The sequence below is a fragment of the Chryseobacterium sp. CCNWLW53 genome, assembly GCF_037083525.1.
Classification (GTDB): Bacteria; Bacteroidota; Bacteroidia; order Flavobacteriales; family Weeksellaceae; genus Chryseobacterium; species Chryseobacterium lathyri.
This window is the reverse complement of record NZ_JBAOJR010000007.1, coordinates 183,848-196,644: the sequence shown is the minus strand read 5'-3', so window position 1 is coordinate 196,644 and position 12,797 is coordinate 183,848. Positions and strand designations below refer to the sequence as shown.

The following is a 12,797-nucleotide window of genomic DNA, read 5'->3' as shown; positions in this document are numbered from 1 at the left end:
CAAAATGATAAAAAACGTCATTTTTATTTTTGTATCACTGCTTTTAATTTCTTGCGGAAAAGATCATGTTCCAAAACCTTACGGGGAACTCCGCCTGGAGTATCCGGCACCCAAATATCAGAAATTTGAGAATAACTGTGCCTATACTTTTGAATATTCAGACTTTGCATCGATTTCTGATGCTAAAAAGCCTTGCTGGTATTATATAAATTACCCAAAAATGAAAGCCAAGGTCTTTGTGACCTATTATCCGATACAGAATGATTTTGCAGATCATATCAAAGAAGCTGAGAAAATGGTTTATGAGCATACCATTAAAGCAAGTTCCATCGATACCAAATCATTTGAATACCCGGACAAAAAAGTGTACGGAAACTTCTATGAGCTTAAGGGGCAGAGCGCTTCTAATCTTCAATTTTACATTACAGACAGCACAAAACATTTTGTGACTGCTTATTTATACTTTAATACAAGGCCAAAACCTGATTCTTTGGCCCCGGCAGTGAACTATATCAAAGATGATATGAAGCATCTGCTGGACACTTTTGAATGGAAAAAATAATTGACTTTAAAATACATTGAAAAATATATGAAACTTTTAGTTGTAGGAAGCGTTGCATTTGATGCAATCGAAACGCCATTTGGTAAAACTGATAAAATTTTAGGAGGGGCAGCTACTTATATCAGCATCACTTCATCCGTTTTAGGCGTTAAATCTGGTATTGTTTCCGTTGTTGGAGGAGATTTCCCACAGGAGCACCTTGATATGTTCACAGACAGAGATGTAAATATTGAAGGAATTGAGATCGTAAAAGAAGGAAAAACATTCTTCTGGTCCGGGAAATATCATAATGATCTGAATACCAGAGATACTTTGGCTACAGAAGTGAATGTTTTGGAGAATTTTGATCCTAAAATTCCAGATTCTATGCAAGATGCAGAGATTCTTCTGCTTGGTAACCTGCACCCTGGTGTTCAGCTGTCCGTACTGGAAAAAATGAACAAACGTCCAAAACTTGTTATCCTTGATACTATGAACTTTTGGATGGATTCAGCATGGGATATCCTGATGGATATGATTGCTAAAACAGATGTTATTACCATCAATGATGAAGAGGCAAGACAGCTTTCAGGAGAATATTCTTTAGTAAAAGCAGCTAAAAAGATCCACACCATGGGTCCTGACTATGTAATCATTAAAAAAGGAGAGCACGGAGCTTTACTTTTCCACGACAATAAAGTATTCGCTATCCCTGCACTTCCATTAGAAGAGGTTTTTGATCCAACCGGGGCAGGAGATACTTTTGCAGGAGGTTTTGCAGCTTATCTTGCCAAAAAAGGTAAGTTTGATTTTGAGACCATGAAGTCTGCTTTAATCGTAGGTTCGGCTATGGCTTCCTTCACGGTTGAGAAATTCGGAACAGAAAGAATCCAGGAAGTAAATGAAGCGGATATGTTCAGCAGATTAAGACAATTCAAAGAATTAACGACATTCGATGTTGAACTGCAATAAATAAGTCTTTTTAAGAAATATTTATAATAAAAAATTTAGACTAATTCGTTAAGTATTCTAAATTTGCAACTTGTTTAAAATAGTAAAATGACAAATAAACTAAAAATCACTTTTCTTCTTGGGATTTTCATGATGATATTCTCTTCAAACATGAATGCTCAGCTAAAACCGGGAGAACTAGTGGATGGTATTGCTGCTGTTATCGGTGATGAAATTGTTTTGGAATCGGATGTGAATGAGCAGATGAACTATGCCAAACAACAGGGAGCCTCTGAGACTGACAAATGTGACTTCCTTGAAAACCTGATCAGCAACAAGCTTCTTGTATACGAAGCCAAAAAAGATACATTAATTGAAAACCGTTCTGCTGCCATTAAAGAGCAGGCCAATGCAAAATACCGTCAATTGCTTTCTCAGTTCCCTGACGAAAAAACGATGCTTGCTGCATATAAATTCAGAAATGGGTATGAAATGAAAAACGCTATTGAAAAGATAGATGTAGACCAATATTACGGGCAGGCAAAATATCAGCGTATCACTGAAAAGGCAGACGTAACCCCAAATGAGGTTACAGACTTCTATAACCTGTACAAAATGCAGCTTCCGGAAGTAAAGGATGAAATCTCTTTAGCACAGATCATGATATACCCTAAACTGACCGATGCGCATAAAGAAGATCTTATCAAAAGATTAAATAAAATTAAGCAGGATATTGCCGCCGGAGAGACTTTTGAAAGCCAGGCAAGAATTTATTCTGAAGATGAAGGATCTGCTGCGAATGGAGGACTTTATAAAAATATAAACAAAGGACAAATGGTAAAACCGTTTGAAGCGGCTGCACTGAACCTTCAGGAAAATGAGATCTCAGATCCCATTGAATCCGAGTTTGGATACCATATCATACAGCTGATCAAAAAATCAGGAAAAGTATACGACGCAAGACATATCTTATTGAAAGCAACTCCTACAGACGATGAAATAAAGACAGCAAAAGCAAAACTGGACAGTATCAAAAAACTTGTTCTTGATGGGAAAATAACATTTAAAGATGCTGCTTTTAAATTTTCAGATGATAAAAGAACGAAATTCAATGCCGGAATTATTTCAGGTGCAGACGGTTCTGATAAAATTGAAAGAGAAAGTATTCCCGGATCTATCACTTATGAATTGGCAGGTCTGAACAAAGGAGATATTACTTCTGCTTTCGAGGATGAAGACAATAAAAGAAAAGTAGTGAAGATCATCAAATTAGAAGATGTTATTCCTGCCCACCAGATCACACTGGAAACAGATTATAACAGAATCAAGCAGATGGCGCTCAACAAGAAGCGTAACGAAATGATTGAGAAGTTTGTCAACTCTAAATTACCGACAACCTTTATATCAATTGACGGACGCTATGATAACTGTAAATTCAAAGCCAACTGGAAAAAAGAATCGATCAAAAAATAAAATATAACCTTCAGAAATTCTGAAGGTTTTTTTATACCAAAAAGTCAGGATATTTCCTTTAGAACCCACGTTTTTTATTATTTTTACGCATGAGCAATTTTATAGATTTCAATTCAGCAAAAAAACTTCAGGAAATGAAGGCAGATCAAAATAGAATTACAAGGCTTTTTAACATACAATATCCTATTATTCAGGCTGGGATGATCTGGCATTCAGGATGGAGGCTGGCTTCGGCGGTTTCCAACTGTGGAGGTTTGGGAATCATAGGAGCGGGAAGCATGTACCCTGATATCCTGAGAGAAAATATTCAGAAATGTAAATTGGCTACAGATAAGCCTTTTGGTGTTAATGTGCCTATGCTGTATCCTAACCTTGAAGAGATCATCCAGATCATTCTGGAAGAGGATGTGAAGATTGTTTTTACTTCAGCCGGGAATCCTAAAACTTATACGGAAACGCTTCAAAAAGAAGGAATAAAAGTTGCCCACGTTGTTTCATCTACTAAATTTGCTGTAAAATGCGAAGAAGCAGGAGTAGATGCTGTAGTGGCCGAAGGTTTTGAAGCAGGAGGACACAACGGAAGAGACGAGACCACCACTTTCTGTCTGATCCCGAATGTAAAGAAACATATTTCCAAACCATTGATTGCTGCCGGAGGAATTGCATTGGGCTCTCAGATGAAAGCTGCCATGATCCTCGGTGCAGACGGTGTACAAATCGGTTCCCGGTTCGCTGCTACCGTTGAAGCAAGTGCTCACGAAAACTGGAAAAAGAAAATTACAGAACTGAATGAAGGCGATACCCACCTTACTTTAAAAGAACTGGCGCCTGTAAGGATGGTGAAAAATAAGTTCTTTGGTGAGCTGGAAGACATCTACCAGTCAGGAAGAAATAAAGAAGCTTTAATAGCTTCATTGGGACGTGCAAGAGCAAAGCGTGGAATGTTCGAAGGAGATATGGAAGACGGTGAGCTGGAGATTGGACAGGTTTCTGCTTTGATCAACGATATATTACCGGTAGAAACCGTTTTCAGTAATTTACTAAAGGAATTTGAAGCAGCAAAAGTTCCAGGCTTATAGAACCGAATGAATGGAAGAGAGGATAATAGAAGTAAGAAGTCAGAAACTTTATATCACATACAATAACATAGTCGAAGAAAAACCTGTTATTATTTTTCTTCACGATTCCTTGGGTTGCGCACAACTTTGGAGAGATCTTCCGACAAAACTGTTTGAAATTGCGGACTGTAATATTCTTATGTATGACAGACTAGGCTATGGGAAATCCGGACCTATGCCGACCCACGAAAGGCCGGTTAATTATATGGAACTGGAAGCAGATTTACTGAATGAGCTGCTGACAGAGCTTAATATCAACAATGCCATCCTATTCGGGCACAGCGACGGAGGAACCATTGCCCTCATTACAGCTGCAAAATATCCCGAAAGAATAAAAGGCATAATCTGTGAAGCAGGACATATTTTTGTAGAAGAAGTTACTTTAAAAGGAATTTACGAAGCCTGGGACGCTTATAAAACGACCAATCTTGCCGAACGTCTTGCCAAATACCATGGAGAAAAAGTGGAAATGCTTTTCAGGGCCTGGACGGAAACATGGACCCGTGAAGATTATAGAAACTGGAATATTGAATACCTTTTAAAAGATATTCAATGCCCTTTACTTTTTATTCAGGGGGATGCTGATGAATATGGCACCCTGGATCAGGTTGAAAAAACAGTTTCTCAGGTAAGCGGTTCTGCAGAAAAATATATTATTTCGGGAATAGGGCATACGCCGCATAAAGAAAATCCAGAGCTTGTTTTGGCTAAGGTATCAGAATTTATAGAAAAAATATAGCTGTAAGCATAATCAGTAATAAGAGCATCTTGTGGTACAAGGTGCTTTTTATTTTCAGTCATGTAATTAAACAATATCTGATTTAAATTGTCTATTTATATTTTCTGTACAAATTGATGAGTTGTGTTTGAATGAGTGGTTTAATAAAGGAGATGCGGCAAAGCCGCATCTCCTTTATTATTACAGTTATAGAAGCCGAATTTCTGCAGCTATATTTTCTCTTGCCTGCTGCTCATATTTGTCCCTGAAATGCTCTGTTTTAAAAATACTTTCCAGTTCCAGGAAATGTTTCAATACCTTCTTTCTTCCCGGTTTGTACAGAAGGTCAGGATAAAGAGCATATTCCTTCCGGATCTTCCGGGTATAATCAAAATATATTGCAGAATCTTTTCCCAAGATAGAAAGGTCTGCATCCAGAAGATAGTTTGTATCCGCATCATCAGACTTTTGATGGGATTTTGTAGCTAAGATATGATTTTCTGTTTTTAAAATTATAGTTTGAGGCAATCCCATTTTATGAAGCCGTTCTGCAGCATACGATGCACTTTTTTCTTCATTGGACTTTGAAGAAGCATCATAAATAACATCATGGTAAAAAACGGAAAATGAAACAGTAGAAAAATCATCAATAAGTTTTTTTACACTTTCCAGTTCTATGAACATATTCTCAAGGTGAAAAAGATCATGATAATACCTGCCTTTTCCGGAATATTGGGTTTCAATTTCTTGCCACAGATTTTCAATAAGACTCCTGTCTTCTGTAAAATGAAGACAAAGATCTGTGAAGTTTCCTTTCAGATGCATGATGAATGAGTATAAAAAAAGGAACTTTAAAAAGTTCCCTGATTTGCTTCCAACACTGCTTTCAGATCAGCCCAGCCTCCGCCGTTATAACCATCCTTCAGGCCCTGCCCATTAAGATATTCCAATGCTTTTCCGCTTCTGTTTCCGCTTCTGCAAAATAAGATCACAGGTTTTTCGATAGATAAGATCTCTTCCTTTCTGTCTTCTACTTCACCAAGAGGGATATTTTGGGCTCCGTCTATATTTCCGTCCATTTCAAGCTCCATAGGCTCACGAACATCAATTAATTCATAATTTCCAGACTGTATAACTTCTATTAAAGACATAACTGTGTAATTTAAGATTAAAAATAAGAACGAAAATACGCAATTTTTTCCTGAAAAAACTCTTTATCTAAACTTAAATTTTCCCAAAAATGCTTAAAACTTAAGGCTCATTCACTTCTTACCAAAGACCGTAAGATTCATAAATTAAGCTTAATTTTGCAGAATGGAAATCCTGAATGGCGGTGCCGAAAAATATTCCCAACTTATAAAATCTAAAGCAGAACGTTTTGGATTTCAGAGTTGCGGGATCTCAAAGGCGGATTTCTTAGAAGAAGATGCTCCGAACCTTGAAAAATGGCTTAAAAACAATTTTCATGGCGAAATGAAGTACATGGAAAACCATTTTGATAAAAGATTGGATCCCAGGCTGCTTGTAGAAGGCTCAAAATCTGTTATTTCACTTTCTTACAATTACTTTCCAAAAGAAGAAATCTCTACCCTGGAAAATTATAAGATCTCAAAATATGCTTACGCAGAAGATTATCATGAAGTGGTAAAAGAAATTCTCCGCGAGATGGTTTCAGAACTGCAGCAGGAGATAGGAGAGTTCGGGTTCCGTGTTTTTGTGGATTCTGCACCCGTTTTGGAAAGAAGCTGGGCCAGAAAGTCAGGAATAGGCTGGGTAGGGAAAAATGCCAACCTCATCACAAAGCAAAATGGCTCCTTCTATTTTTTGGCGGAAATCATCTGTGATCTTGAATTAATCCCCGATCATGCCACTACAGATCATTGCGGTACCTGCAGGAAGTGTATTGATGCATGTCCTACGGATGCTATTGTTTCAGAAAAAATTATTGACGGAAGCCGCTGCATCTCTTACGCAACTATAGAGCTCAAAAACGAAATTCCCGATCATTTTAAAGATAAAATGGAAGACTGGATGTTCGGATGTGATATCTGCCAGGATGTATGTCCCTGGAATAGATTTTCTTCACCTAACCTTCAGAGTCGTTTTGCTCCGAATGAATCCCTGAAAAATTTCAAAAAAGAAGAGTGGAGAGAAATTACCCAGGAAATATTCTCTGAGATCTTCAGAAAATCCCCTGTAAAGAGAACCAAATTTGCCGGCCTGAAGCGGAATATTGAATTTTTGGAACGTTCTTCAGATAAACTTTAGGATAAATTTTTGGTGACAGATCCTGGTCTGGAATTTTGGGTCCCAAAGTTGAGGAGGATAAATGACCATCCCTTAAGCTGCCGGTCTTAAGGAGGTTAAGATTTAATTCAGTAAGAATCTCTGAAAAACTTTTCCTAAAAAGAAAATTGACTTTCAGGAGACCAATGTCCCACAGAAAATCAACGCTTTTTTTGTACTCTTTTTGGAGCTGTTTTTACCCGTACTTTAAATCTTTTTTGTGATTTTGTATTTTTACGCATATTTGTGAATATTTCGTAACTAAATTTAATCATTTTTTCGATTAAAACAAATACTTTTACAGAAAATTGAAGATTAAATTTTATTAAAACATGAGTGTGAAAATTGTATTGCTGTATGTCCTGAAAACCATAGGAATTATTTTAGGAATTGTTGCTTTGTATGTTATTCTGGGCCTTTTACTTCCGCTTATAGAAGTTTCTGCAGATAATGACGGACAACCGAAAGATATTCCGATTTATATTTATACCAACGGTGTGCATACAGATATTGTAATGCCTGTAAAAAATGACCTTCAGGATTGGAGCGCAAAAGTTCCGTTTTCCAATACAAAATCGAAAAGAACAGATTACAATTATATAGGAATAGGATGGGGAGACAAAGGATTTTATCTGGATACTCCGACGTGGGCAGATCTGAAGTTTTCCACTGCTTTTAAAGCTGCCTTCTGGCTCAGCGATTCAGCCATGCACTGTTCCTATTACAACAGCATGAAAGAAGGCGAAGACTGCAAAAAGATCATGATCAGCAGAAATCAATATACGAATCTGGTCAAATTTATAGAAGAAAAATTTGACAGGGATCAGAACGGAAACTTTATCCTGATTCCTACCAATGCTGTTTATGATGTAAACGATGCTTTTTATGATGCCAAAGGAAAGTACAGCTTCCTGAATACCTGTAATACCTGGGCAAATGATGCACTGAAAGCCGCAGGACAGAAGGCTGCCCTATGGACACCTTCCGATTTTGGAATTTTTAGACACTATAAATAATTTTTCAATGAAGATTTTTGCTGTAATTTTTGTTTTACATCTTATATTTTCATGTACTAATGAATCTAAAAGAGACTATTCCGTTATAGCAAATTCTTTCATTAAAGAAGACAACACGGAAGCGGATCTGTCTAAAATTACAGCAAAGGCTGAAGAAGCTTTGAAATTCTGTGTTTCAAAAAAGTTAAATACAGATTTTTGTATCCTAATCGATATGAGCCTTCATTCGGGAATTAAAAGATTTTTTGTCTGGGATTTTAAAACGAAATCAGTGGCCAGGAAATATCTTGTGGGTCATGGCTGTGGCTCAAATCTCTGGAGTGCAGATGGTTCAAAAGACAGTCCACAGTTCAGCAACGAAGACGGAAGCCATCTTTCATCTTTTGGAAAATATAAGGTACAGGGAAGAGGATATAGTGATTGGGGAATCAATATCAAGTATCTGATGCACGGTCTGGAAGAAACAAATACTAATGCTTTAAAAAGATATATCGTTTTCCATTCATGGGATCAGATGAGCGACGACGAAGTTTTTCCAAAAGGTTCTCCCGAAGGCTGGGGGTGTCCTACTGTTTCTAACAACGCAATGAAAGAAATAGATCCTATGATTCAAAAGACCGGGGAACCGGTTCTGATGTGGATCTATCAATAATATACAGGAAAATTATGAAGCACCGCCTTGTCCGGGAACAGCAGCTCAACTGCAATATAGAAACCGCCTGGGGATTTTTTTCCTCAGCTAATAATCTTTCCGAGATCACACCGAAAGACATGAATTTTATCGTCCTGACTACAATGGAAAATGATGAAATTTATGAAGGAATGCTCATCGATTATTACGTTTCACCTTTATTCGGAATAAAAATGAAATGGCAGACAGAAATTATTAAAGTTGATTTTCAGAAAAGCTTTATAGACTTTCAGAAAAAAGGACCCTATAAGCTATGGCACCATCATCATGAATTCATTTCCAACGAAAAGGGCGTACTCATGAAAGATACCATTGATTATGAACTTCCAATGGGGTTTTTGGGTGAAATAGCCCATCCACTTTTCGTTAAAAAGAAACTGGAACATATTTTCGACTACCGCTACGAAGTCCTGGAAAAAATGTTCAATAAAGTGTAAAATATGATAAAAGCCGCTCTGTGGAGCGGCTTTTATTATTATCTGACAACATCTGCAGATAAAGCAGAATGTTATTTATTTAACCAATTCGATATTAACAGCAGAGAATCCTTTTGGAGATTTTTCTTTCTCGAAAGATACTTTGTTCCCCTTTTTTACTGGATGTGCACAGCTGTTGTTGTGAAAGAAAACATTTTCTTTGCTGTTGTCTTCAGTAATGAAGCCATAGCCTTTCTCACTGTGGAAAGTGATGATCCCAGTTTTTCTGATTTCTTCTGCCATAATAGGAGCGGCACCAAGCTGGATCTCATCAATGTTTACTTCCTGTCTTTCTCTGTCTTCAGGAGGTGTAGAGGTAAGTCTTCCGAATTCATCTACATACATGAAAACATCTTCTGCACCCTTGTTGTTATTCGTTTTACGATCTTCGCGTCTCAGCGCTTTTTCTTTTTGCTTTTGAATTTTTTTCTTGAAATTTTCTTTTTTAGAAAAAGAGTCTGCCATAAATTATTCTAGTATTTAAATTTTATATTGTATTTGTTTACCTGATCTGCCAAGTCTTATAAAGCTGCAGTCGTCCGTCTGTTCTTCTTTATGAAACGAAACGTCGAAAGCAGTTTGTTTGGGCGTTCATCAGTAAAAGAAGTGATTTTTAAAAAATGAGGCATCTGAAAAGCGGGAACTGAAAAGAAAGAATTTCTATACTGTAACAGAGGGCAAAGGCAGCGGCCTATTAATTAATATACAAATATACGATAATTAACTGAATAAACCTATTTTAAATCATTGATTATCAAAAATGTATTTTCTCATTTAAAAACGAGAACTGATTGCACTATTGAGTAGCAATAAAAATCCTCAGCATGCTGAGGATTGTGGAAAATAATATATTATAAAAATGAAGTGGTGTATAATATGTTCATACAGCAGCAAATGTTGTGCCTAAAAATCACATATTTTGGATTTTTTTTGTGTGGAAGCTCAATTTTAGAGCAGTTGAAGAGCGTATCCGGTTGGTATGTAATGTGATATATCCTTTACATGAGTAATATTTTTAATAATTCATGTATAATGCATTAGATATGGTAAATTCGGAATTCATTGTCTAATCTAACTTTTATATGCACTTTTAAGCTGTTGGTACCTGATGTTCATCATTGTTTTTTGTGCTTTTTTAATTTAGATTCATGAAAAAAAACTTCTATCTCCGCGCAGCTTTGTCGGTTATTTTACTGATGCACAGTGTAGTATCTATTTTCAGTGGCGATGTTAATAATTTTGGACGTCTTTACCTTGATACCATAGGCTTCAGTCCTTTTGGACTTTATCTGGCTTGGGCTGTGAAGCTGATCCATCTTTTCTCAGTATTTCTGATCTGGTCGGAACGTTATGTAAAGGCAGTTTCTATTTGCAATATGATTATCCTGATTTTTGGAATTTATTTTGTGCATTGGCAAAATGGGTGGTATGTTGTAGGCGGCGGAACCAATGGAATTGAGTTCAATATTCTTTTAATTTGCTGTTTTTTACAGCTTATTTTTACCAGAAAGGAAGAAAACTGCAGTTCATAGACCATTGCTGTGGGTTAAATGTTTAAATTTTTATTTTCCGCTGAAAGATGGTATTTTGCATAGTAAATCCTATCACACTCAATGCCAGGCAGAAAATCAAAATTATATATCCATTTACTCTTTTGGATACTGTACTATATTCTGGAAGTTTATCTGGACTTTTACTGGTCAAGATACCAGTTTCCTGATGCAAAATGGCAGATAAGGCTTCAGAATACTATTATTCTGGAACTTGGATATCTTCTGATTAAAATTCCGTTGGGTTATGCTCTTCTGTATGTGTACGAAAGAACCGGTCTCAAAAGATTTCTTGCCTGCATTCTCTCTGTTATTATTCTTATTGCGGCGGTTCTTGCCCACAGGTTTTTTACCCATTATATCATTTATCCCCATATTTATGGAATTGTTGAAACATTGGATGGCAAACAGCCTTCAGGATTTATCAACGGACTCGTGGCTTTTAACTCCTTTATGGATCTGATCTTTATGGCAGGCCTTATATTCGGCGTTGAAATTACAAGGCAGAAGAATCTGCTGAAAGAACAAATCTCAAAGCTGAAATCAGAAAAGCTGGATCAGGAACTTACCATGCTGAAGGCCCAGATCAATCCCCATTTTTTGTTCAATACACTGAATAATATTTACGGAATGGCCCTTAAAAAAGCTGATGAAACACCTGATGTGATCTTACAGCTTTCCAAAGTGATGCGGTATAATATTTATGAAGCAGCTGAACGGTATATTTCTATAGAAAAAGATGTAGAGAATATCAAAGATTTCCTCCAGATCCAGAAGATCCGGCACCATGGCCTTGTCATCCGTTTTAATGAGAATGTAGATAATCCTTCCCAGGAGATTTCGCCGCTTATTTTGATCCAGTTCGTTGAAAATGCTTTTAAGCATGGTGTTTCAGAAACCCTTGGAAAGAGCTTTATTCATATTGATATCCAGCTGAACAATGGTGTTCTTCATTATCATATTGAAAATTCAAAAGAAGAAAAACCCCACGGAAATTCTACAAAAATAGGACTGAAAAATATCCGAAGACAGCTTGAACTGCTTTATCCAAAGCACATTCTCACTGTTGAAAGCACCAGTGAACGCTTTATTGTAACCTTAATTATTGACCTTAATGATACATTCCGCTTCTAAAAAATACAGCTGCCTCATCGTGGAAGATGAGCCGATAGCCGCAGAAATTCTGGAAAATTTTGTTTCAAGGGATGAAGAATTTCAGCTGGTGGCAAAATGTTCCGATGCTGTTTATGCCGGAACCCTTTTAAACAGGCATGATATTGATCTGATGTTTCTGGACCTTCATCTTCCGGTGGTAAAAGGCTTTGATTTCCTGAAAAAACTAAAAAATCCGCCTCTTGTTATCGTGACTACTGCTTATCACCAATATGCGGTAGAAGGCTATGAGCTTGATATTGTAGATTATCTGATGAAGCCTGTTCCTTACGAGAGGTTTACCAAAGCAATTGAAAAGTTTAAATACCTGATGAATGCTGAGGAAGCTTTATTGGAGGCAGCGGACCGGGAACATATTTTTATCAGTAGTGGAAAAAAGCAAATTAAAATTGTTCTTCATGACATCTTTTTTATTGAAAGCCTACGGGAATATATTCACATTCACACCAAAGCAGGAACGATCACAGTGAAAATGCCGATCAGCAGGATAGAAGAAAATCTGGATCCTAAAATATTCGTGAGGATTCACAAATCTTACATTATTTCCAAGTCTAAAATTGAGGTACGTTCTGCCAGCATGATACAGGTGATGGGCAAAAAACTTCCGATTGGTAGGACATACAAGCCTTCCATTGAGTTATAAGCCTTCATAGACTTAAAGCTTTATTTGATAGCTGTTTCTTTTCTTTTACTTTTATTTTGAGCAACTTTGAACTGTTAAATAGCAGTAAATAAAGATTTTAAGAGGAAAACCGATTGCAATAATTAGAATATATGTGGATGTTAGTATTCTGAGGAATACGG

15 protein-coding genes are annotated in these 12,797 nt (G+C 36.8%); 12 read left to right on the top strand and 3 right to left on the bottom strand.

Annotation, left to right across the window (positions count from 1 at the left end; translation table 11 throughout):
• Window positions 1-4 precede the first annotated feature (4 nt).
• From gldD to V6R96_RS20470, 5 genes are all read left to right on the top strand, one after another.
• Window positions 5-562: a gliding motility lipoprotein GldD gene (gene gldD, locus V6R96_RS20490; RefSeq protein WP_111956052.1), complete on the top strand. Its 558-nt coding sequence runs from the start codon at window positions 5-7 to the stop codon at window positions 560-562.
• Between the two features lie 27 nt (window positions 563-589).
• Complete coding sequence (locus tag V6R96_RS20485) at window positions 590-1,513, top strand: PfkB family carbohydrate kinase (RefSeq protein WP_223558609.1); 924 nt, start codon at window positions 590-592, stop codon at window positions 1,511-1,513.
• Window positions 1,514-1,600: 87 nt separating this feature from the next.
• Window positions 1,601-2,965, top strand: a complete 1,365-nt coding sequence (locus V6R96_RS20480) for a peptidylprolyl isomerase (RefSeq protein WP_111956054.1) — start codon at window positions 1,601-1,603, stop codon at window positions 2,963-2,965.
• Window positions 2,966-3,054: 89 nt separating this feature from the next.
• Window positions 3,055-4,044, top strand: coding sequence for a nitronate monooxygenase family protein (locus V6R96_RS20475; RefSeq protein WP_223558610.1), 990 nt, complete (start codon window positions 3,055-3,057; stop codon window positions 4,042-4,044).
• A gap of 10 nt (window positions 4,045-4,054) precedes the next feature.
• Window positions 4,055-4,822: an alpha/beta hydrolase gene (locus tag V6R96_RS20470; RefSeq protein ID WP_336380072.1), complete on the top strand. Its 768-nt coding sequence runs from the start codon at window positions 4,055-4,057 to the stop codon at window positions 4,820-4,822.
• A 186-nt stretch (window positions 4,823-5,008) separates the two neighbouring features.
• Here the strand turns inward: V6R96_RS20470 and V6R96_RS20465 are convergent, their stop codons facing one another.
• Both V6R96_RS20465 and V6R96_RS20460 read right to left on the bottom strand, forming a co-directional pair.
• Window positions 5,009-5,626: a hypothetical protein gene (locus V6R96_RS20465; protein WP_336380071.1), complete on the bottom strand. Its 618-nt coding sequence runs from the start codon at window positions 5,624-5,626 to the stop codon at window positions 5,009-5,011.
• Between the two features lie 26 nt (window positions 5,627-5,652).
• Entirely contained in the window at window positions 5,653-5,952 is a 300-nt protein-coding gene (locus V6R96_RS20460) for a rhodanese-like domain-containing protein (RefSeq protein WP_111956060.1), read from the bottom strand.
• 163 nt (window positions 5,953-6,115) lie between these two features.
• Between V6R96_RS20460 and queG the strand changes: the two genes are divergently transcribed.
• From queG to V6R96_RS20440, 4 genes are all read left to right on the top strand, one after another.
• Window positions 6,116-7,069: a tRNA epoxyqueuosine(34) reductase QueG gene (queG, locus tag V6R96_RS20455; protein ID WP_336380070.1), complete on the top strand. Its 954-nt coding sequence runs from the start codon at window positions 6,116-6,118 to the stop codon at window positions 7,067-7,069.
• A 356-nt stretch (window positions 7,070-7,425) separates the two neighbouring features.
• Window positions 7,426-8,103 (top strand): TIGR02117 family protein, encoded by a 678-nt coding sequence (locus V6R96_RS20450; RefSeq protein ID WP_407934767.1) that lies wholly within the window; start codon window positions 7,426-7,428, stop codon window positions 8,101-8,103.
• 7 nt (window positions 8,104-8,110) lie between these two features.
• The gene (locus V6R96_RS20445) at window positions 8,111-8,755 is read left to right on the top strand and encodes a murein L,D-transpeptidase catalytic domain-containing protein (RefSeq protein WP_336380068.1); all 645 of its coding nucleotides are present in this window, start codon (window positions 8,111-8,113) and stop codon (window positions 8,753-8,755) included.
• 14 nt (window positions 8,756-8,769) lie between these two features.
• Complete coding sequence (locus V6R96_RS20440) at window positions 8,770-9,231, top strand: SRPBCC family protein (protein WP_336380067.1); 462 nt, start codon at window positions 8,770-8,772, stop codon at window positions 9,229-9,231.
• 75 nt (window positions 9,232-9,306) lie between these two features.
• Here V6R96_RS20440 and V6R96_RS20435 read toward each other — a convergent pair whose 3' ends face one another.
• A complete protein-coding gene (locus V6R96_RS20435) occupies window positions 9,307-9,735 on the bottom strand; it encodes a cold-shock protein (protein ID WP_111956070.1) in 429 nt (142 codons plus the stop codon).
• A gap of 683 nt (window positions 9,736-10,418) precedes the next feature.
• On the opposite strand from V6R96_RS20435, the gene V6R96_RS20430 reads away from it, so the two are divergent.
• From V6R96_RS20430 to V6R96_RS20420, 3 genes are all read left to right on the top strand, one after another.
• Window positions 10,419-10,802: a DoxX family protein gene (locus tag V6R96_RS20430; protein WP_111956072.1), complete on the top strand. Its 384-nt coding sequence runs from the start codon at window positions 10,419-10,421 to the stop codon at window positions 10,800-10,802.
• A gap of 81 nt (window positions 10,803-10,883) precedes the next feature.
• Window positions 10,884-11,954, top strand: coding sequence for a sensor histidine kinase (locus tag V6R96_RS20425; RefSeq protein WP_111956074.1), 1,071 nt, complete (start codon window positions 10,884-10,886; stop codon window positions 11,952-11,954).
• Entirely contained in the window at window positions 11,935-12,636 is a 702-nt protein-coding gene (locus tag V6R96_RS20420; protein ID WP_174772294.1) for a LytTR family DNA-binding domain-containing protein, read from the top strand. The genes V6R96_RS20425 and V6R96_RS20420 overlap by 20 nt, the downstream gene beginning before the upstream one ends.
• The last annotated feature ends 161 nt before the right edge of the window (window positions 12,637-12,797 follow it).

Bases quoted from the DNA above. Each gene is read 5' to 3' on its own strand.
- gldD (WP_111956052.1), top strand. From the start codon at position 5: ATGATAAAAAACGTCATTTTTATTTTTGTATCACTGCTTTTAATTTCT.
- V6R96_RS20485 (WP_223558609.1), top strand. From the start codon at position 590: ATGAAACTTTTAGTTGTAGGAAGCGTTGCATTTGATGCAATCGAAACG.
- V6R96_RS20480 (WP_111956054.1), top strand. From the start codon at position 1,601: ATGACAAATAAACTAAAAATCACTTTTCTTCTTGGGATTTTCATGATG.
- V6R96_RS20475 (WP_223558610.1), top strand. From the start codon at position 3,055: ATGAGCAATTTTATAGATTTCAATTCAGCAAAAAAACTTCAGGAAATG.
- V6R96_RS20470 (WP_336380072.1), top strand. From the start codon at position 4,055: ATGGAAGAGAGGATAATAGAAGTAAGAAGTCAGAAACTTTATATCACA.
- V6R96_RS20465 (WP_336380071.1), bottom strand. From the start codon at position 5,626: ATGCATCTGAAAGGAAACTTCACAGATCTTTGTCTTCATTTTACAGAA.
- V6R96_RS20460 (WP_111956060.1), bottom strand. From the start codon at position 5,952: ATGTCTTTAATAGAAGTTATACAGTCTGGAAATTATGAATTAATTGAT.
- queG (WP_336380070.1), top strand. From the start codon at position 6,116: ATGGAAATCCTGAATGGCGGTGCCGAAAAATATTCCCAACTTATAAAA.
- V6R96_RS20445 (WP_336380068.1), top strand. From the start codon at position 8,111: ATGAAGATTTTTGCTGTAATTTTTGTTTTACATCTTATATTTTCATGT.
- V6R96_RS20440 (WP_336380067.1), top strand. From the start codon at position 8,770: ATGAAGCACCGCCTTGTCCGGGAACAGCAGCTCAACTGCAATATAGAA.
- V6R96_RS20435 (WP_111956070.1), bottom strand. From the start codon at position 9,735: ATGGCAGACTCTTTTTCTAAAAAAGAAAATTTCAAGAAAAAAATTCAA.
- V6R96_RS20430 (WP_111956072.1), top strand. From the start codon at position 10,419: ATGAAAAAAAACTTCTATCTCCGCGCAGCTTTGTCGGTTATTTTACTG.
- V6R96_RS20425 (WP_111956074.1), top strand. From the start codon at position 10,884: ATGCCAGGCAGAAAATCAAAATTATATATCCATTTACTCTTTTGGATA.
- V6R96_RS20420 (WP_174772294.1), top strand. From the start codon at position 11,935: ATGATACATTCCGCTTCTAAAAAATACAGCTGCCTCATCGTGGAAGAT.